Here is an 18,921-nt window from a genome sequence, read left to right on the forward strand (position 1 = left end):
ACGCTTCCCTGCCACGTGGGTGGGCGGCACCGGGGAGGTGCTCAGACCGGAGCCGGGACCGGCGCCCGACCGGTCGAGTCCGCCGCACCCGTCGTCGGGACGGCGAAGTCCGAGGACCGGCCGAAGAACTCGTAGTCCTCCGGGCGGAAGCGCCGGGTCTCCGCCCAGTACCGCAGCGTGAAGCCGGGCCAGATGGTCCGGTTGTTCCCGGCGGCGTCCAGGTACCACGACGTGCAGCCGCCGCGGGTCCAGATGCCCTTCTCCAACCGCTGCATCACCGCCGCGTCGGAGCGCTGCATGACCTCGGCGCGCACGTCGAGCCCGGAGCAGCCGTAGCCGTGCACCGCGGAGATCGCCTGGGCGACGTAGCGGGCCTGGCACTCGATCATGAACACGACGGAGTTGTGGCCGAGGCCGGTGTTCGGGCCGAGGAGGAAGAACAGGTTCGGGAAGTCGGTGACCGTGATCCCGTAGTGCGTCCGCATGCCGTGCTCGGCCCAGGCGGAGCGCAGCGTGCGCCCGTCCCGTCCGGTGATCTCCAGCCCGTCCATCGAGTCGGTGACGTGGAAGCCGGTGCCGTAGATGATCACGTCGGCCGGGTGCTCGACGCCGTCGTGGTCGACGACCCCGTGCTCGGTCACCTCGGCGATCCCGCTCGCCACCACGTCGACGTTCGGGCGGGCGAGCGCCGGGTAGTAGTCGTTCGACACGAGCACCCGCTTGCAGCCCAACGAGTAGCGCGGGGTCAGCCGGTCGACGAGCGCCGGGTCGGAGATCGACCGCTCGATGTGTTTGCGGGCGATCCACTCGGCGGGTCGGAGCAGCTCGGGGCGGCTCATGAACCCGATGGCGCGGGACTCGAGCCCGGCGTAGAGCGCTCCCCGATAGGCCTTCTGGATCAGCGGTGCCTTCTCGAAGAGCCGCTTGCGCCACGTGCCGATCGGGTGGTCGCCCTTGGGCAGCACCCACGCGGGCGTGCGCTGGAAGAGCGTGAGCTGCGAGACGAGCGGGGCGATCTGCGGCACGAACTGGATCGCGCTCGCCCCCGTGCCGACCACCGCGACCCGCTTGCCCCGCAGGTCCACGTCGTGGCGCCACTCCGCGGAGTGGAAGGTCTCGCCGCGGAAGCGCTCCGCGCCGGGCAGGGTGGGCTTCGACGGCAGGTGCAGCGCGCCCATCCCGGAGACCAGGAAGCGGCAGCGGTACTCACCCGTCGTCGTGTGGACCGTCCAGGTGCGCGACTCCTCGTCCCACGTCGCGCCCGTCATCTCGGTGGAGAAGCGGATGAGGCGGCGCAGGTCGTGGCGGTCGGCGAGCCGCTCGAGGTAGTCGTGGATCTCCGGCTGCGGGGAGTACGAGCGCGACCAGTCCGGGTTGGGATCGGTCGAGAGCGAGTACATGTGCGACGGGATGTCGCACGCGCAGCCGGGGTAGGTGTTGTCCCGCCAGGTCCCGCCCACGCCGCGCGGGGCCTTCTCCAGCATGACGACGTCGGTGATGCCGGCCTCGCGCAGGGCGAGCGCCTGGCCGAGCCCGGAGAAACCGGAGCCGACGATCACGACCTCACTGAACAAGGGACGCTTCCTTCCCGACGACCGGTGCGGTGACGCTGGCGGCCTCGACGAGGCCCTGCAGGTGCGCGGCCACCTCCGGCGACCGCTCGAAGGTGATCATGTGGCCGGCGCCCGGGAGGACGACCAGCTCGGCGGCGGGCAGGGCCGCGGCGATGGTGTGGGCGTGGTCGATCGGGCAGAGCCGGTCGTTCGTGCCGACCAGCACCACGGTCGGGACGCCGTGCAGCGACTCGAGCGACGACGTCCGCCGGTGCTCGCCGATCGAGTTCCGGAACGCGAGTACGGCGACCGGGTCGGCCGCGAAGGTCTGTTCGGCCACGCTCAGCACGTCCGCGCGCCGCGCGTGGCGCCCGAAGACGAGGGCCCGGACGACGGGGGCGAGGGCGATCGAGCGGGCGTGGGTGCCGCTGCCCTCGGGATCGGCGCGAGCGACCGGCGCGCGGTTCCCCAGCGACGCGAGGAACGGCATGATCGCCCGCTCCCCGTGGGCGACGAAGGCGCCGCGCCGGCCGGGCAGGCCCAGGGTCAGCTCCGCCATGTCGTCGCTCGCGGTGGCGACGAACCCGGCGCCGACGACGCGCTCGCGGACCAGGTCGGGGTGCCGCTCGGCCAGCGCCATGAGCGTCATCCCGCCCATGGAGTGCCCGGCGAGGACGATCGGCCCGTCGACGTGGTCGCGCAGCAGGGCCGCCAGGTCGTCGGCGGCGCGGCCGATCGTGGACGCGTGCTCGCCGCCGGACTCCGAGCCGCCGTGGCCGCGGTGGTCGTAGCGGACGATCTCGCTCGTCACCCCGGCCCGGCGCAGGTCACGGACGACCCGGTCCCACGTGCGGAGGTCCTGCGACCAGCCGTGGGCGAGGACCAGGGTGGGGACGCCCGGCGTCAGGACCCCGCTCCGCGCCACCCGCAGGGTGATGCCCGTGGCGAGGCTGACGGGGCCGACGTTCTCGTTCATCACTTCTCCAGCAGGAAGGACTTCTTCCACAGGGTCTTACCAGGTCCCGCGATCATCCCCGCCTCGTCCAGGAACGCGAGGATCTTCTCGCCGCCGAAACGGATCATCTCGCGGTGGTGCGGGTTGGCCAGGGCGGCGCGGCGGCCCTCGGCCGGGTCGATGCCGACGGCCGCGTAGACCTTCGGGTTGATCAGGCTGCGCACCACGAAGAACGAGGTGAACGCGCACATGAACCGCTGGTACGCGAGCTCGGAGCGGGAGAGTTCCGCCAGCCCGCGGGTCACCTCGTCCCGCGCGAAGGCGACGTGGCGCGCCTCCTCCATGATGTGGATCCTGTTGACCTGACGCATCAGCGGCTGGATGCGGTCGTCGTTCGCCTGCTCGCGCTGGAGGCGGTCGAGCACCTCCTCGGCGACGAGGATCGAGGCGTAGGCGGCCGGGCCCCAGTTGACGACCGAGAACAGCTTGCCGAGCTGGTGCACGAACGGGATCGGGCCGTAGGGCTCCACCCCGGCGCGGTGCACCAGGCGGGCGAACATCTGCGAGTGCCGGCACTCGTCGGCGACCTCGGTGAGGGCCCACTGGGCGCGCTCGCTCGTCGGGTCGTCGGCGTAGAAGTCCTTGAGCAGCCGCTGCATGAGCAGGGTCTCGAACCACAGGCCGACCGACGCGACGCTGCACGCCTCGTGCTTGCCCAGCTCGATCCGCTGCTCCGGGGTCAGGCGCTCCCAGAGCTCCGTGCCGTAGAGCGAGACGCGGTGCTCGGGGACCCAGATCTTCCCCTCGACCAGCGGCGCATCCCAGTCGATGTCGACGGCCGGGTCGTAGGACTTCTTGGCCGCCGAGCGCAGCAGGCGCGCCGCAGTGGCGTTCGCGTCCCCCTCGTTGCGGGTGGTCCGGGTCGTGGCGGGCGCCGACATGGCGTCGTCCTCTCGGAGGGTCGAGCGGGGGAGCGAGCTGCGGGATACGGACTGTATCCCCAACTTGTTGTACGTCTTACCGCTGGTAACCGTAACCGGTGGTAGCGTCTTCGCCCATGGCGGATGGTGTCAAGCCGACGCGGGGCAGTAAGCCCCCATCTCGTGACGGGCGTCGCACCCGGTGGACGAAGCACCGCGAGGAGCGCCGCGCCGAGTTCGTCGAGGCCGCCATGCGCGTGCTGGCCGAGGTCGGGCCCGAGTTCGGCATCGAGCAGGTGGCCGTCGAGGCCGGCGTCACGAAGCCCGTGCTCTACCGCCACTTCTCGGACAAGGCCGACCTGGTCGAGGCCATGGGTGAGCGGGGGACACACATCCTGCTCGACCGGCTGATCCCGGCGCTGAACTCCGAGGAGGCGCCGCTCCCGCGTATCCGTAAGTCGATCGACGCGGTGCTCGGGACCCTGGAGGACTACCCGAACCTGTACTGGGTGTTGGCCCGCCACGGCCACGGCCAGGAGGTGGTGCAGGCCGACAAGGAGCTCATCGCCACGGCCCTGTCGGCGTTGATCGGTGACTACCTGCGCTCCTTCGGCCTGGACTCCGGCGCGGCGGAGCCCTGGGCCTACGGCATCGTCGGGTTCGTCCAGAACACGGCGGAGTGGTGGCTGGAGCGCCGCTCGATGAGTCGGGACTCGGTGACCGAGTACCTGACGGTGCTGGTCTGGGCGGCGATCGACGGGTTCGCGCGGCAGCGCGACGTCGTCATCGACCCGAACGTGCCGCTGGAAATCAACAAGGTGATCCAGATGTCTCCCGGAGGATCCTCCGGGAACAGCGAGTCCGATGTCGCCGAGGCTGGGAACGGGGATCGATGACGACCACCGATCACGACGATGACGACGACGGGTACCGCGGGCCCGCCACGCTGGATCTCGGGGACGGGCGCACCTTCGACGTCGAGGTGACCCTGCGCGGGTACGTCGAGCCGCTCGACGGCCGGTACCACTGGTACGGCCGCGTCGCGGTCCACGCCGGGCTCGAGTCCGTCCTCGGCGGCAAGCGGGCGCAGGCCGTGGTCTCCACGCCACAGGGCGAGGCGGTCGGGGAGCTCTCCGACGTCGACCCGTGGGGCCGCTACCGCGTCGCCGGCACCTCGACCCCGCCGTTCGCCGTGCTCACCGAGGTGACGGCGTGAGCGACCGCGACGCGATCCTCGCCGCGATCTCCACCCCGGAGCGCGCGGTCCGTGACATCTCCGGTCTCATCGGCGACCGCATCGCCTTCGGTCCCGTCCCGGCCGGCCCCGGCGGGATGGCCACCGCGCGCGCGGTCGGCGTCGTCGGGAAGCTCCGCGGCCGGCAGATCGGCGGCACCGGCACCGAGGTGCACGTCCCGGTGCAGCTCGACCTGACCGTCGACATCGGCGCCCGCGCCGTCCCGGTCGAGGCCCGCATGACCGTGCGGATCGGGCTCGAGGCCTGCCTCGCGCCGGACGCCGACCACGTGGTGGTCGAGGTCGACGAGATCGGCCCCGACGACATCGCGCTCGAGACGAAGACGTCGGGTATCGGGGGCGTGCTCGTCCGCCGGCTCGGCAACCTCGACGCCGAGATCCGGCACCACGTGATCGGCTACGTCACCGACCTCCTGGCCTCCCCGGAGGCGCGGGACCTGCGGCGCATCGATCTCGACGAGGCGTCCGACACGGCGTAGTGCCCGGGCCGCCCGTGCCGCCGCGAGGTGTACGTCAGGCAGGTTTCCGGACGTCCGGGCCTGCCTGGCGTGAGTCTCGCGGCGGGCTGGTTGGTGGCCCGTGCGGCGAGGTGTACGTCAGGCAGGTTCCCGGACGCCGGGGCCTGCCTGATGTGAGTCTCGCGGTGGAGTCCCCGGCGGACGGGATCTTCCCGACGGCGGGTGGGGTCTAGCGGGGGCGACGGCGCGCCGGGGTGCCGGAGGTCGAGCGGCCGGGCTGCTGCCGGGCCGACTCCTCGTCGTCCGTGCGGATCACCGGCGAGGTCGACCGACGCGTCCGCTTGACGTCGGACTGACGCGTGGCGGTCGAGGTCCGGGACGACTCCGACGCCGGACGCCCCTGCCGTCCGCTGCGGGCCGCGGTCGGGGTGGACCCGGTCGTGCTCGATCGGCTGCGGCCCGAGGCCGTGCTCGTGCGTCGGGTCCCACGGTCGTCGGCCCCGTCGTTGATCGCCGCGCTGCCCTCGTCGGTGGCGGCCCGGGACGTGCCCACCTGCTCGTCGGCGTCGGCGTCGGCGTCGGTCGGGTCCTCGGCGTCCGAGTCCTCGGCCTCGACGGGTCCGGACTCCTCGTCGTCGTCCTCGGTGGACCCCACGTCCTCGACCCGGCCCCCGGTGTCCTCCGCGTCGTCCTCCGACTCGGAGTCCGAGTCCTCGACCAGGTCGACGGTGTCGTCCGTGTCGGACTCGTCGTCATCGGCGGCGGTCTCGTCCGAGGCCTCGGGGGCGGTCGTCTCGGATTCCTCGTCCCACCCGTCGTCGGAGTCCTCGTCGGAGTCCTCGATCTGCTCCTCGTCGGACCCGGCGACATCCTCCTCGCTGTCCTCGGCGGCGTCCGCCGAGTCGTCCGCGACGACGTCGTCCTCCTCGCCCTCGGGGTGGCCGGCGAGGGTGTCGCCGTCGGTGTCGACGTCGGCCTCGGGGACGGCCCGGTCGACGGACGTGCCGCCGGCGGAGCCCGCCCGGCGGCCCTCGCCGCTCTCGTCCGTCGTCGTGATGGCCGCGAGGGAGACCTCCGTCGGAGCCAGGATCGCCTGGGCGAACCGGCGCTGGGCGGCGAGCATCCGCTCGAGGACGTCGAACATGTCGTCGACGAGGACGGCAGCCGCGGTGCGGTCCGGTCGGGGGAACCCGCCCAGCAGGCGGATGGTGTCGTCGGGCTCGCTCATGGCACTCCTCGTTCCGCGTCGTCCGCGGGGGCGCTCCCCGGGATGCGCGGGCGTGCCCACTCCGGGGTGCGGTCCAGCCGTCGTCGGGCGAAGTGGGTGCCGGGGGCCGAGCGGGGTCGCCCGACCGCGCCGGGGACGGCGCGAACGCGTCACGGATGTGCGGACGTCTGCCGCACGAAGACGGACCCGGCGCCGGACCCGTCGTCGGGAAGGTCCTACCGGGAGCGGATGAGGTCCATGAAGGAGGTGCGGTCGGTGACCTTCACCCGGGGCCGCCCGCCGGTCTCGCCCGCCGCGCGCTCGTGGGCGTCGATGGCCTCCCAGCCGTCGAGGTCGACGAGGTCGGCGCAGCGGCCGGAGAGCCACTCCTCGACCTCCTCCGCGCTCGCCACGGACGCGCCGTCGCGGGCGCCGGTCGCGAGATCGGCCAGGAGGTGGCGGACGGTCTCGTTGGCGTCCTTGCGGTTGGTGCCGATGATCCCGGTGGGTCCGCGCTTGATCCAGCCGACCACGTACTCGCGCTCCCGGCCCTCGATGCGGCCCTCGGTGTGCGGGATCGTGCCGGAGCCCTCGTCGAACGGGACCCCGGGCAGCGCCACGCCCTTGTAGCCCACCGCGCGGAACACCAGGCCGCACTCGACGGTCTCGCGGTCGCCGGTGTCGACCGGCCGCACCCGCCCGTCCTCGGAGGCCTCGAGCCGGTTGACGGCGAGCTCGACGCCGGTGACCGGCCCGTCGTCGCCGTCCCCGAGGATGCGCAGGGGCGAGCGCAGGAAGCGGAACTCCATCCGGCGTTCCGCGTCCGGGTCGGGCCCGCGCTCGGCCCAGCCGCGGAGGATCTCGACGTTGCGGCGGGTGCCCTTGGCCAGGTCGGCGTCGCCGTCGGCGGACGGGATCTGGGCGGGGTCGACGACGGTGGTGAGGCCGTCGATCTCGTCGAGCTCCCGCAGCTCGGTGGTGGTGAAGGCGGCCTCGACCGGACCGCGCCGACCGCATACGACGACCTCGCGCACCGACGACCCCACGAACGACGTGATGGCGTGGTCGGCGGTGTCGGTGGCGCGCAGGTCGGCCTCGCCGAGCAGCAGCATCCGGGCCACGTCGAGGGCCACGTTGCCGGCGCCGATGACCACGGCGCGCTCCGCGGAGAGCTCCGGGTCGAGGTCCACGTAGTCGGGGTGGCCGTTGTACCACCCGACGAAGTCGACGGAGGCCAGGCTGCCGGGCCGGTCCTCGCCCTCGATGCCGAGCCGACGCTCGGTCTGGGAGCCCACGGCGTAGATCACGGCGTCGTAGCGCTCGACGAGCTCGTCGACCGTGACGTCCTCGCCGATGTGGACGTGCCCGAAGAACCGGAAGCCGGGGCGGGCGGCGATCTTCTCGTACTGGTTGCTGACCGACTTGATCTTCGGGTGGTCCGGCGCGACGCCGGCGCGCACGAGACCCCAGGGGGTGGCCAGCCGGTCGTACATGTCGACCCGCACCGGCGGGTCCTCCGAGTCGAGGAGGGCGCCCGCCGCGTAGAACCCCGACGGGCCCGAGCCGACGATCGCCACGGCGTGGGTCCTCATGGACTGATCCTGTCGGAGGCGGGCGTGATCCGCACCTGTACCGACGCACGGCCCGCCACGCCGACGATCGGGTGCACCCCCACGGGCGGCGCGTCGGAAAACGGCCCTCGATCGAGTCATCACTCCATGCGGCATCAGGCCTGTGGAGGGGCCCGACCTGCGCCGACGATGACAGTGATGATCAGGAACGGACAGCATGCGTCGTGGCGTCGGGGCCGGGAGGTCCTGGACGACTACGACCTCGAGCGTGTCCTCACCGAGGAGCTCGCGGACGACCTCGTGAACGAGCTCGCCTGCCTGCGCCCCCGGCGCCGCCCGGCCCACGCCGTGGGCGCGGTCCTCCCCGTCCTGGTCCGACGCCCGCGCCTGCGCGTGATCCGGGGCGGCCTCGCCGACTAGCTCTTCACCGCGGCGAGCACCAGGTAGTGGAGCTCGTGGCCGGCCATCGAGAGCCGGTGCCGGAAGGTGCGCCGCACGACGATGCGGGTGTCCGAGCGGGCGTCGATCATCGCCTCGACGTCGGACACGTCGTGGTCGTCGGGCGCGTCCTTGAGGGTCAGGGCGAGTACGGAGCTCGCCGGGAACGCCGACCACAGCTCGTCGAGCGCGTCCACCGGGACGTGGCCCTCGCCCACCGCGCCGGCCGCGACGAGGGCGTTGAGCCGCTCCTCGCCGACCAACCGGGCGACCTCGGCGCTCTCCAGCCGCTCGCCGACGAGGTAGTGCGCGTAGAGCCCGGGCCGGTCGCGGTGCGCGGCGTCGCGCGCCTCCGGGATGCCGTCGGCGCCGACCACCACGGTCACGCCCCGGGCGCGCAGCTCCTCGCCGACCACCCCGTTGCCCGCGCCCAGGTCGAAGGCGCGCAGCGCGCCGGGCTCGAGACCGAGCTCCGCGCCGGCCTCGACCGCCGCGTCGGCGACGGTGGCGGGGGAGGCGCACTCGAGCTGCCGCTGCACGACCTCCTCGTAGAGCCCGGGGACGTCGTAGACGGTCGCGTAGTCGTGCAGCACGACCCGCTGCGTCTCGCCACCACGGTGGAGCAGGAACTGCTCCTCGCCCTGCCGGCGGCCGGGGGTCGGGTCGAGTTCGACGGTGAACGGAGCTGTCATGGCCTCATCGTGACCGCCGCGACTCCGGGCGGCCCAGACGATGTGTCGTTGCTCCCCCTGCCGTTTCCCCCGGGCGCCCGGGCGTCCACCCTGCGAGCAGTGCACCGCGCGCCGTCGTCGCCGCCCTCGCACGTTCCCGTCCGAGTCCCCGCGCCGGACCCCACCCGCGCCGGGACCCCGACGACAGGAGGCTCGCCATGAGCACGTCGTCCCCCGCCCACGCACTGCTGCGTCCCGTGCTCGCCCGCGGCGCGCAGGTCGCGATCGAGGACCGGGAGCACGCCTCGACGATCGTCGCGGACCTGCTCCACCGGGAGTGCACCGAGTGGAGCTGGACCTCGCACCGTTCGGAGGCGCACCGCGCCGACGCCCGCCGCATCGTCGGAGCGCTCTGCCGGGAGGGATGGGGCCCGTCCGAGGCGCTCCCCGGATGAGTCACGGTGCCTCGCCACGAGACAGAAACGGTTAGGCTGATGCGCCGATCGGCGCAAGGTCGGCCGCGTTCCGGTGGTGTCCACCGGACCCGTGGGGAGGAACGCCGTGAGCACGATGGAGATCGACGGACGTCAGGTCCGGGAGTCCAGCCGCCGCTCCGGAGCGGTCTGGACCTGGCAGTCGCAGAGCGAGCAGCCCATCGACTACGAGATCGAGTGGGTGCAGGAGAAGGACGTCTTCCTGTACGGCACCCGGGTGCGGCCGGGCGGCTGGAACGTGTCCGAGCTCGACCAGTCCACCTGGGTCAACGACGGCACTCTCGAGGGTGCCCGCGAGGTCGTCGAACGGCGCATGTCGTCGATGCCCCGCTGACCGCCGTCCCGACGACGGGTCCGGTCCGGACCCGTCGTCGGGACGGGCGTGCTAGGAGCCGCCCCCGAGGACGCCGGCCTCGCTGAGCTTCTTCATGACGGCGTTCGGGCCGTCGAACTGCTCCTTGTCGAGACCGCGCAGCGTCTCGACCAGCTGGTCGTCGGCGCCCTTCGACTTGGCGTGCTCGGCGAGCTGCTCGGGGTCACCCGGGTAGTCGAAACCGCCGAGGGACTTCTGGACCTGCGTGACGTCGTAACCCATGGCCGGGGGATGACCGCTCTCCGGCGATGCAACCGTGGAATCCTCGTCCCGTGGTCGGATGCCCGTTCTCGTGCGTCGTGTGGGACCTCGACGGCACGCTGCTCGAGCGCGGTGGGCTCACCCCCGTCGACGGGGTCGAGACGCTGCTCGCGGCCTGGTCGGCGGACGGGGTGGAGATGGCCGTCGCGACGTCCGCGCCGACGGGCCTCGCGCGCCGCGTGGTGGACGAGCTCGGCTGGTCGTCGTGGTTCGGCCACGTCGCGGGGACCGGCCCCGGTGTGGTCGGGAAGGACGAGGTGCTGGTCGAGGCGCTGCTCGGGCTGGGGCGCGTCCTGCCGGACGGGGCCGTCGGGGCGGCGATGGTCGGCGACGCCCCCACGGACGTCGCGGCCGCGCGGCGGCACGGGCTCACCGCGGTCGGCGTGACGTGGAGCGGGACCCCGGCGGACGTGCTGGGCGGGGCGGATCTGATCTGGAGCCACCCGCCGTCGTGACCGGCCGTTGGGTGGTCCACCTGGACCTCGACTCGTTCTTCGCCTCCGCCGAGCAGCTCACCCGGCCGACGTTGCGCGGGCGGCCGGTGCTGGTCGGCGGCCTCGGGCCGCGGGGCATCGTCGCGGGCGCGTCGGGCGAGGCCAAGGCGTTCGGGGCCCGGTCGGCGATGCCGATGGCGCAGGCGCGCCGGGCGTGCCCCACCGCGGTGGCCCTGCCGCCGCGCACGGCCGTCTACCGGACGCTCTCCGAGTCGTTCTTCGCCGTGGTGCGGGCGGCCGCCCCGGTGCTGGAGCAGGTCGCCTACGACGAGACGTTCGCCGAACCGGCCGCCCTGGCCGGAGCGGGCCCCGACGAGGTGCACGCGTGGGCCGAGGGCGTGCGCGCGCAGGTCCGGGAGGCGACGGGGCTCGCGGTGTCGGTGGGAGCGGGCTCGGGCAAGCAGGTCGCGAAGATCGCCTCCGGGCTCGCCAAGCCGGACGGGGTGCACGTGGTCGCGCACGGCGGGGAGCGGGCGCTGCTCGACCCGTTGCCGGTGCGGTCGCTGTGGGGCATCGGGCCGGTCGCCGAGACCGCGCTGGCGCGGGCCGGGGTCACCACGATCGCGGCCTTCGCGGCGATGCCGCCGGCGGAGGTCACGGCGCTGCTCGGCTCGGCGGTGGGGAGTGCGCTGCACCGGCTCGCGCAGGGGGTGGACGACCGGGCGGTGACCGAGCGGGGCGAGGCGAAGCAGGTCAGCGCGGAGACCACGTTCGACACCGACCTCTCCGACGTGGCCGGGGTGCGGCGCGCGGTGGCCGACCTGGCCGCCTCGGCGCACACGCGGCTCGTCGCCTCGCAGCGGGCCGCCCGCACCGTGACGGTGAAGGTCCGTGGCGGGGACTTCGTGACCCACACGCGCTCGGAGACCTCGACGGTCGCGTCGACCGACCTGCCGGCGCTGACCGCGGTGGCCCAGCGGCTCGCCGTCGACGCGCTGCCCGACGCCGGGGTCCGGCTGGTCGGGGTGTCCTACGCCGGCCTCACCACGGCCGTGCAGGGGACGCTGTTCGAGACCGGGGGCGCGGCACCCGAGCCGGTCGCACCCGACGTCGGGACGGAGCCGGCGGAGGCCCCGACCCCACCCCCGGAGCAGCCGTGGCGCACCGGCGACGACGCCGCGCACCCCGAGCACGGGCACGGCTGGGTGCAGGGCGCCGGGCACGGGCGGGTCACCGTGCGGTTCGAGACGCGGTCGACCGGGCCGGGGCGGGCGCGGACGTTCGCCGCGGACGACCCGGAGCTCACGCGGGGCGATCCGCTCGTGTCGTTGACCTGACATCTGATGGCAGGAAAGCGTCGTTGCTGTCACGGCATGACAGCAACGACGCTTCCTGCCACGAGAATCTGGTCAGAGCAGTAGCTGCGAGCGGGCCAGCTCCGCGTAGAGCGGGCTCGCGTCGAGGAGCTCGGCATGGGTGCCGACGGCTACGACCCGCCCGCCGTCGAGGACGACGATCTGGTCGCAGTCGACCACCGTGGAGAGCCGGTGGGCGACGATCAGGAGGGTCCGGTCCGCGGCCGCGGCGACGTCGATGGCGTCCTTGAGGGCCTGTTCGTTGCGGGCGTCGAGGCTCGCGGTGGGCTCGTCGAGCAGCATCACCGACGGCTCGGCGAGCAGGGTGCGCGCGATCGCGAGGCGTTGGCGCTCCCCGCCCGAGAGCAGGACCCCGCCCTCGCCGACCGGGGCGTCCAGCCCGAGCGGCGACCGCTCGACCAGCCCCGAGAGGTTCACCGACGCGAGGACGGCGAGCTGGTCGGCCTCCGGGGCGTCCGGCGCGGCGAGCACGAGGTTCTCCCGCAGCGTGCCGGCGAGGGCGGGCGACTCCTGCTCGACGTAGCCGAGTCGGGCCCGTAGTGCGTCCCGCGGCTGGTCCCGCACGTCGACCCCGTCGACGAGCACGGCGCCGCCGGTCACGTCGTAGAACCGTTCGACCAGGGCGAAGACGGTCGACTTGCCCGCCCCGGAGGGCCCGACGAGCGCGGTGCGCGTGCCGCGGGGCACGGCGAAGCCGACCCGGTCGAGCACGACCGTGCCGTCGGGGTAGCGGAAGCCGACGTCGCGCAACTCCAGCGCGGGCGCCGCGCCGGGGGCGGCCGCTCCGGTGGGCGCGTCGTCCGCGGACTCCCCGCGCAGGCGGACGACCTCCTCGATCCGGGCCAGCGCCCCGAGCCCGGTCTGCAGCTGCGTCCAGGCCTGGGTGAGGCGCGCGAAGGGCAGCACGAGCAGGAACAGGTAGAGCACGAACGACACGAGCTCGGCGACCGTCAGCTGCCCGGCCGCGACCCGCGCGCCCCCGATCCCGAGCACGGCGATGAACGAGCCCTGGGTGGCGATCGTGACGGCGGGCGAGACGAGGGCCTGCAGCCGGGCCGAGCGCACGCCGACCGCGTACGCGGCGGTGGCCGCCCCGACGACGCCGTCGACCTCCCGGTCGGTCGCCCCGCTCGCGCGGATCGTGCGGACCGCGCCCAGCGCGCGCTCGACCGCCGCGGTCATCTCGCCGACCCGCGCCTGGGAGAGCGTCGAGAGCGCCCGCAGCCGGCGCGACGCCGTCCCGATGACCACGACCCCCGCCGCGACGGCGAGCAGCGTGACGCCGAGCAGGACCAGGTCGACCAGGGCCATCGCGACGGCCGCCCCCACGACGACCACGACCGAGCTGCCGAGCTCGAAGAGCCCCGACGTCACGACGGCCCGCAGGAGCGTGGTGTCAGAGCCGATCCGGGAGATCAGGTCCCCGGTGCGGCGGGCGTCGTACTCCGGCACGGACAGCCGCAGCACCCGCTCCACCAGCCGGCGGCGGGTCGAGAGCACCACGCCCTCGGCGGTCCGCTGGAGCAGGAACGACATCACCGCGCCCACGAGCGCGCCACCGATCAGCACCGCCACGAGCAGAGCTGCGGCCGACAGGACCGGCCCGCCGCCCTGCACCGCCGCGATCACCCGGCCGACGAGCAGCGGCTGGGCCAGCGAGGTGCCCGCCGTGAGCAGGGACAGCAGCGCGACGACGGTCAACGTGCCGCGGTGCTCGGCCAGGTACGGCCACAGGCGCCGCAGCCCTGCGTCGGACGGGGTCAGCACACCACCCCGCGGAAGGACTCGCGCAGCTCGGCGACGAACAGCTCGGGCACCTCGAGGGAGGCGAAGTGTCCGCCCCGCTCGAGCACGCTCCACCGGCGCACGTCGGTGTAGCGCGCCTCGACCCACGAGCGCGGCATCTTCGCCATCTCGGCCGGGAAGATCGAGATCGCCGCGGGCACCGTGACCTCCGAGCGGCGGTCCACCTGGGCGTTCTCCCAGTACATGCGGGCCGAGGAGGCCCCGGAGGCGCCGAACCAGTAGACGGCCACGTTGTCGAGCAGCCGCCGGCGCGTCACCGAGTCGAGCCCGCCGTCGGTCCAGACCCCGAACTTCTCCGCGATCCACGCGAGCTGGCCCACGGGCGAGTCGACGAGCGCGTAGCCGAGGGTCTGCGGCCGGGTGCGCTGCTGGCCGGAGTAGCCGCCGCCGACCTCCCGGAACTCCCGGGCCTGGGCGAGCCAGCGCTGCTCGAGCTCGGGGAGGTCCTCGGTCCGCGCCCCCTCGGGGCGGTCGGCCAGCGGCATCGTCGTGTGGAGCATGGCGACGCGGTCCGGGTGCCGGACCCCCAACGCCGTCGTGATCATGGCGCCCCAGTCGCCGCCCTGGGCGAGGAAGCGGGGGTAGCCCAGACGCGTCATGAGGACGGCCCACGCATCCGCGATGTGGTCGATGCCCCAGCCCGTCGTCGTGGGCTTGTCGGAGAACCCGAAGCCCGGGAGGGACGGCGCGACCACGTGGAACGCGGGTGCGGAGGGGTCCTCGGGCGTCGTCAGGGGGCCCACGACGTCGAGGAACTCGACCACCGAGCCGGGCCACCCGTGCGTGATCAGGAGTGGCTGTGCGTCATCTCGCGGTGACTCTACGTGCAGGAAGTGGATCCCGAGCCCGTCGATCTCCGTGCGGTACTGCCCGAGGCCGTTGAGCTCCGCGGACAGCGCCGCGACGTCGTGCTCCTCGAGCCACGTCCGGGCGAGCTCCGCCACGACCGTGACCGGGATGCCCTGGGACCAGTCGTCGACCGGCTCCGGCTCGGCCAGGCGCGCCCGGCGGAGACGTTCGTGCAGGTCAGCGACCTGGTCCGACAAAATGTCGAGGACGAACGGCGTGACCGCGTCGGGGTCGGCCGGGGTGGGGGACGACGGGTCGGCGGTGGTCGGCGCGGCGTCGTCGGGGGCCATGGCCGCGACGCTAACGGCACAGGTCCGAACGCGCCGTGGGGAGGCATCCGTCCGGGTGTCACCCCGACACGCCGTCGGATGGAGCCGGTCCCCCGAAGGTGGCATCTTCCGCCCACGCTGTCACACGGGCCGTCATCGTTGCGATGAACGGAGCGGAGGTGATCATCGTGCTGAACGAACGGCCCGCGGCACTGCTGGCGGCAGCGGCGGATCTGGACGAGTGCGACGGCTACGTGGTCCTGGTGTTCGACCCGGAGACCGGTGAGATGGACGCGCACGGCCCCTACGAAGGGGTCGCCGCGACACTCCGCGCCGAGGAGCTCAGGCAGAACTTCGACTCCGACGACCTGCGCGACGTGGTCGTCCGGGTGAGCAGGTTGCACCTGCCCACGCCGGTGCCACAGCAGGCCTGGTGAGGCGGGCGCCGGCGGGGTAGACCCTCCGGCGTGAGTCTCACTGTGCGCGACGCCGCGCTCGAGCTGTTCCGGGCGCACGGCATGACGACGGTCTTCGGGAACCCGGGCTCCACCGAGCTCCCGATGCTCCAGGACTTCCCCGACGACTTCACCTACGTCCTCGGGCTCCAGGAGGCGGTCGTCGTCGGCATGGCCGACGGGTTCGCGCAGGCGACCGGTCGGCCGGCCCTGGTCAACCTGCACACCGCGCCCGGCGTCGGGAACGCGGTGGGCGCGCTGGTCAACGCGGCGGCCAACAGGACCCCGCTCGTGGTCACCGCCGGCCAGCAGGTGCGGCCGATGATGACGCTGGAGGCGATGCTCGCGAACCCGCGGGCCTCCGAGCTCCCGCGTCCCACCGTGAAGTACTCGGCGGAGCCGCCCCGGGCCCAGGACGTCGTCGCGACCCTGGCCCGGGCGATCCACCTCGCGACCACCCCGCCCACCGGCCCGGTGTTCGTGTCGATCCCGATGGACGACTGGGACGTCGAGCTGACCGGCGACGACCTCGAGGTGGCGCAGCGGGCGTCCCGACGACGGGTGACGGCGCCGCTCGCGCCGACCGGTCTCGAGGCGTGGGTCGCCGCGCTCGACGGCGCCTCCGCCCCGGCGCTCGTCGTCGGCGGGGAGATCGACTCCGGCGGCGGCTTCGACGACGCCGTGGCGCTGGCCGAGCGCCTGGGCTGCGCGGTCTACGGCCCGCCCGCCGACGGCCGGGTCGGGTTCCCGGAGAGCCACCCGCAGTTCCGCGGCGCGCTGCCGATGGCCATCGCGCCGGTGTCGCAGACGCTCGCGGCGCACGACGTGGTGCTCGTGCTCGGCACCGCGGTGTTCCGCTACTACCCCTACGTGCCCGGCGGGTTCCTGCCCGAGGGCACCACCCTGCTGCACGTCACGTCCGACCCCGACGAGGCCGCCCGCGCGCCGATGGGCGACGCGCTCGTGGCCTCCCCGGTCGCCGTCGTGCGCGCGCTGCTGGACCAGGTCGCCCCGTCGTCGCGCGTGCCCGCCGGGTCCGCGCCGTCCGCGGCAGCCGCCCGGGCATCGGCCGTCCCGGGCACCCTGACCGCCGAGGCGGTGTTCGACGTCGTCGGCTCGGTGTGGCCGGCCGACGGGGTGGTCGTCGACGAGTCACCCTCGAACCGTGGCGCGCTGCACGCGCGCCGTCCGGTCTCCCGCCCGTCGACCTCGTTCTTCACGACGTCGGGTGGTCTCGGCTTCGGTCTGCCCGCGGCGGTCGGCGTCGCGCTGGCCGACCGGTCCCGGCCCGTCCTCGCGGCGATCGGTGACGGGTCGATGCAGTACGCGATCCAGGCGCTGGCCTCGGCCGCGATGCTCGGCGTGCCCGTGACCGTGCTCGTCCTGGAGAACCGCGAGTACGCGATCCTCAAGTGGTTCGCCGCCCGGGAGAACACCCCGAAGGCGCCCGGCCTCGACCTGCCGCCCGTCGACTTCGGCGCCCTCGCCGCGGGGTACGGGGTACCGGCGGAGTCGGTGTCGACGGCCGAGGAGCTGCGCGCCGCCCTGGAGCGTGGGCGTGACGGCGACGGGCCGCGGCTGATCGCGGTGCCGGTCGGCCGCGCGGCGAGCTGAGCCCGTGTGGTCACCCGGTATCGAGATGCCCCGCCCGCCGATCTCCGCGTAGCGTCGCGGGACGTGTCGACCCAGACGCATCCCACCTCCACGTCCACCGACGCCGGGCCGTCCGTCCCGCCCGCCGTCGAGGTCGTCGACCTGGTGAAGCGCTACCCCAAGGCCACGGTCAACGCCGTCGACGGCATCTCGTTCGCCGTCGCGCCCGGCGAGGTGTTCGGCCTGCTCGGCCCGAACGGCGCGGGCAAGACCACCACCATCGGCGTGCTCACCACCCGCGTGCGCAAGACCTCCGGCTCGGCGACGGTCACGGGCATCGACGTGGCCGAGGACCCGGTCGGCGCGCGCTCGGTGATCGGCGTCGTCCCGCAGCGCCCGAACCTCGACCGCAGCCTCGACGCCAGGGGCAACCTCGTCTGGCACGCCGCGTACCACGGTGTCCCGCGCGCCCGGCGCGGTCCGCTCGCCGACGAGCTGCTCGAGCGGATGGGCCTCTCCGACAAGGCGCACACCAACCCCGACGAGCTCTCCGGCGGCCAGGCGCAGCGGCTGATCATCGCGCGCGGCCTCATGCACGACCCGCGGGTGCTCTTCCTCGACGAGCCGTCCACCGGCCTCGACCCCCAGGCGCGCCTGTTCGTGCACGACCGGGTCGTCGAGCTCGCCGCGAACGGGGTCACCGTCGTGCTCACCACGCACGACATGGACGAGGCCGCCAAGCTCTCCGACCGCGTCGGCATCGTCGACCACGGCGAGCTGCTCAAGCTCGACACGCCCGCGAACCTCGTCGCCGGCCTCTCCGGCTCCGCGACCGTCGACCTCGACGTGACGGGCGTCGACCCCGAAGCGCTGCGCCGCCGCCTCGCGGAGGTCCGCGGGACCGCGGGCGTCGAGGTGCTCGCGGTTCCCGACGAGGGGCCGGCGCGGCTGCGCATCCGCGTCGACGGGGAGGCGGGGGCCGCGCTGCCCGGCCTCGTCGAGGAGGTCACGACGGCGGGTGGACGCGTCTCCGACGTCGGGCTCGGCGAGCCGACGCTGGAGGACGTGTTCATCGACCTGACCGGGAGGGGACTGCGGTGACGCGCAGCGAGGCGGAGCCGGAGCGGGCTGCGGTGAGCACCGATACGACGACCGGGTCGACCGAGGTCGAGCCGTTCCGCCGCGTGTCCCCGGGGCGGGCGTTCCTCGGGGTGCTGGGCCGCGACGTCGCGGTGACCGGCAAGGAGCTGGGCAGCTTCATCTCGCAGGTGCTCGTGCAGCCGTTCTTCCTGCTGTTCGTGTTCGGGAAGGTGCTCTCCCAGCTCGGCTACATCGCGCCGGGGTACGCCCAGCTGCTGCTGCCCGGCCTGCTCGCCCTGAACGCGTTCCTCGTGGCGGTGCAGGCGGTGGCGCTGCCGCTGGTGATCGACTTCAGCTACACGAAGGAGATCGAGGACCGGCTGCTGGCGCCGCTGTCCACGCGGATGGTCGCGGTGGAGAAGATCGTGTTCGGCGCGATCCGGGGGCTGATCGGGTCGCTCGTGATGATCCCGGTCGGCTACCTGGTGCTCGACGAGGTCTCGTGGGACCTCTCCGGCCTGCCGCTCTCGGCGCTGCTGCTGGTCCTCGGTGCCCTCGCGGGCGGCGCGTCCGGCCTCGTCATCGGCACGTCGGTGAGCCCGCGCCGGATCAACATCGTGTTCGCCGTGGTGATCACCCCGCTGCTGTTCACCGGCTCGACGCAGTTCCCGTTCCTGCAGATCGGGTCGCTGCGCTGGTTCCAGGTGATCTGCGCGCTCAACCCGATCACGTACGTGGCGGAGGGGCTGCGCGGCGCCCTGACCCCGCAGATCCCGCACCTGCCCGGGTGGCTGTGCGTCGCGGCGCTGGTGCTCGCCTGCCTGCTGTTCGGGGCGATCGGGATCCGCGGGTTCGTCCGTCGCGCGCTGGACTGACCTCCCCCTCGTCGTGACAGCGAAGCGT

Annotated in this window: 21 protein-coding genes; 12 read left to right on the forward strand and 9 right to left on the reverse strand. The window is 73.7% G+C overall.

All coding sequences use genetic code 11. The features are described 5' to 3' along the window. Nucleotides 1-41 precede the first annotated feature (41 nt). The 3 genes from BJ983_RS25185 to BJ983_RS25195 are packed head-to-tail and all read right to left on the reverse strand — an operon-like array spanning nt 42 to nt 3,449. A complete protein-coding gene (locus tag BJ983_RS25185) occupies nt 42-1,574 on the reverse strand; it encodes a flavin-containing monooxygenase (RefSeq protein ID WP_179796319.1) in 1,533 nt (510 codons plus the stop codon). After that, nucleotides 1,564-2,529, reverse strand: a complete 966-nt coding sequence (locus BJ983_RS25190; RefSeq protein ID WP_179796320.1) for an alpha/beta fold hydrolase — start codon at nt 2,527-2,529, stop codon at nt 1,564-1,566. Before BJ983_RS25190 ends, BJ983_RS25185 begins: the two co-directional genes overlap by 11 nt. After that, complete coding sequence (locus BJ983_RS25195; protein WP_179796321.1) at nt 2,529-3,449, reverse strand: AurF N-oxygenase family protein; 921 nt, start codon at nt 3,447-3,449, stop codon at nt 2,529-2,531. Before BJ983_RS25195 ends, BJ983_RS25190 begins: the two co-directional genes overlap by 1 nt. 116 nt (nt 3,450-3,565) lie before the next feature. Between BJ983_RS25195 and BJ983_RS25200 the strand changes: the two genes are divergently transcribed. The 3 genes from BJ983_RS25200 to BJ983_RS25210 are packed head-to-tail and all read left to right on the forward strand — an operon-like array spanning nt 3,566 to nt 5,162. Continuing rightward, a complete protein-coding gene (locus tag BJ983_RS25200) occupies nt 3,566-4,324 on the forward strand; it encodes a TetR/AcrR family transcriptional regulator (protein WP_179796322.1) in 759 nt (252 codons plus the stop codon). After that, nucleotides 4,321-4,644 (forward strand): DUF4873 domain-containing protein, encoded by a 324-nt coding sequence (locus BJ983_RS25205; protein ID WP_179796323.1) that lies wholly within the window; start codon nt 4,321-4,323, stop codon nt 4,642-4,644. The genes BJ983_RS25200 and BJ983_RS25205 overlap by 4 nt, the downstream gene beginning before the upstream one ends. Next, a complete protein-coding gene (locus BJ983_RS25210; RefSeq protein WP_179796324.1) occupies nt 4,641-5,162 on the forward strand; it encodes a hypothetical protein in 522 nt (173 codons plus the stop codon). Before BJ983_RS25205 ends, BJ983_RS25210 begins: the two co-directional genes overlap by 4 nt. Nucleotides 5,163-5,370: 208 nt before the next feature. On the opposite strand, the gene BJ983_RS25215 is transcribed toward BJ983_RS25210, so the two are convergent. Then, nucleotides 5,371-6,369 (reverse strand): hypothetical protein, encoded by a 999-nt coding sequence (locus BJ983_RS25215; protein ID WP_179796325.1) that lies wholly within the window; start codon nt 6,367-6,369, stop codon nt 5,371-5,373. 215 nt (nt 6,370-6,584) lie between these two features. Further along, nucleotides 6,585-7,940, reverse strand: coding sequence for an FAD-dependent oxidoreductase (locus BJ983_RS25220; RefSeq protein ID WP_179796326.1), 1,356 nt, complete (start codon nt 7,938-7,940; stop codon nt 6,585-6,587). A 177-nt stretch (nt 7,941-8,117) separates the two neighbouring features. Here BJ983_RS25220 and BJ983_RS25225 point away from each other — a divergent pair, with 177 nt between their 5' ends. Continuing rightward, complete coding sequence (locus tag BJ983_RS25225) at nt 8,118-8,339, forward strand: hypothetical protein (protein WP_179796327.1); 222 nt, start codon at nt 8,118-8,120, stop codon at nt 8,337-8,339. Here the strand turns inward: BJ983_RS25225 and BJ983_RS25230 are convergent. Next, the gene (locus BJ983_RS25230) at nt 8,336-9,049 is read right to left on the reverse strand and encodes a class I SAM-dependent methyltransferase (protein WP_179796328.1); all 714 of its coding nucleotides are present in this window, start codon (nt 9,047-9,049) and stop codon (nt 8,336-8,338) included. The genes BJ983_RS25225 and BJ983_RS25230 overlap by 4 nt on opposite strands. Nucleotides 9,050-9,246: 197 nt before the next feature. Here BJ983_RS25230 and BJ983_RS25235 point away from each other — a divergent pair, with 197 nt between their 5' ends. Together BJ983_RS25235 and BJ983_RS25240 are read left to right on the forward strand one after the other, a co-directional pair. Further along, nucleotides 9,247-9,483, forward strand: coding sequence for a hypothetical protein (locus tag BJ983_RS25235; protein WP_179796329.1), 237 nt, complete (start codon nt 9,247-9,249; stop codon nt 9,481-9,483). A gap of 106 nt (nt 9,484-9,589) precedes the next feature. Continuing rightward, nucleotides 9,590-9,856 carry a hypothetical protein gene (locus BJ983_RS25240; RefSeq protein ID WP_179796330.1) on the forward strand — a complete coding sequence of 89 codons (267 nt, stop codon included), beginning with the start codon at nt 9,590-9,592 and terminating at the stop codon, nt 9,854-9,856. Between the two features lie 51 nt (nt 9,857-9,907). Here BJ983_RS25240 and BJ983_RS25245 read toward each other — a convergent pair whose 3' ends face one another. Continuing rightward, the gene (locus BJ983_RS25245) at nt 9,908-10,117 is read right to left on the reverse strand and encodes a DUF2795 domain-containing protein (RefSeq protein ID WP_018333037.1); all 210 of its coding nucleotides are present in this window, start codon (nt 10,115-10,117) and stop codon (nt 9,908-9,910) included. Nucleotides 10,118-10,167: 50 nt separating this feature from the next. On the opposite strand from BJ983_RS25245, the gene BJ983_RS25250 reads away from it, so the two are divergent. Then, nucleotides 10,168-10,611, forward strand: coding sequence for an HAD family hydrolase (locus BJ983_RS25250; protein ID WP_179796331.1), 444 nt, complete (start codon nt 10,168-10,170; stop codon nt 10,609-10,611). Further along, on the forward strand, nt 10,608-11,927 hold the full coding sequence (locus BJ983_RS25255; protein WP_343054351.1) for a DNA polymerase IV: 1,320 nt from the start codon (nt 10,608-10,610) through the stop codon (nt 11,925-11,927). The genes BJ983_RS25250 and BJ983_RS25255 overlap by 4 nt, the downstream gene beginning before the upstream one ends. A gap of 72 nt (nt 11,928-11,999) precedes the next feature. On the opposite strand, the gene BJ983_RS25260 is transcribed toward BJ983_RS25255, so the two are convergent. Next, on the reverse strand, nt 12,000-13,733 hold the full coding sequence (locus BJ983_RS25260) for an ABC transporter transmembrane domain-containing protein (RefSeq protein ID WP_179796332.1): 1,734 nt from the start codon (nt 13,731-13,733) through the stop codon (nt 12,000-12,002). Continuing rightward, nucleotides 13,727-14,911 (reverse strand): epoxide hydrolase family protein, encoded by a 1,185-nt coding sequence (locus BJ983_RS25265; RefSeq protein ID WP_179796333.1) that lies wholly within the window; start codon nt 14,909-14,911, stop codon nt 13,727-13,729. Before BJ983_RS25265 ends, BJ983_RS25260 begins: the two co-directional genes overlap by 7 nt. 143 nt (nt 14,912-15,054) lie before the next feature. On the opposite strand from BJ983_RS25265, the gene BJ983_RS25270 reads away from it, so the two are divergent. The 4 genes from BJ983_RS25270 to BJ983_RS25285 all read left to right on the forward strand — a co-directional run bounded on the left by BJ983_RS25270 (nt 15,055) and on the right by BJ983_RS25285 (nt 18,893). Beyond that, nucleotides 15,055-15,327: a hypothetical protein gene (locus tag BJ983_RS25270; protein ID WP_179796334.1), complete on the forward strand. Its 273-nt coding sequence runs from the start codon at nt 15,055-15,057 to the stop codon at nt 15,325-15,327. A gap of 30 nt (nt 15,328-15,357) precedes the next feature. Beyond that, complete coding sequence (mdlC, locus tag BJ983_RS25275) at nt 15,358-16,959, forward strand: benzoylformate decarboxylase (RefSeq protein WP_179796335.1); 1,602 nt, start codon at nt 15,358-15,360, stop codon at nt 16,957-16,959. Nucleotides 16,960-17,022: 63 nt separating this feature from the next. Then, nucleotides 17,023-18,039, forward strand: a complete 1,017-nt coding sequence (locus BJ983_RS25280; protein ID WP_179796336.1) for an ATP-binding cassette domain-containing protein — start codon at nt 17,023-17,025, stop codon at nt 18,037-18,039. Then, nucleotides 18,036-18,893 carry an ABC transporter permease gene (locus BJ983_RS25285; protein WP_343054352.1) on the forward strand — a complete coding sequence of 286 codons (858 nt, stop codon included), beginning with the start codon at nt 18,036-18,038 and terminating at the stop codon, nt 18,891-18,893. Before BJ983_RS25280 ends, BJ983_RS25285 begins: the two co-directional genes overlap by 4 nt. The last annotated feature ends 28 nt before the right edge of the window (nt 18,894-18,921 follow it).

It is taken from the genome of Actinomycetospora corticicola, assembly GCF_013409505.1.
In the GTDB taxonomy this organism is placed as follows: domain Bacteria; phylum Actinomycetota; class Actinomycetes; order Mycobacteriales; family Pseudonocardiaceae; genus Actinomycetospora; species Actinomycetospora corticicola.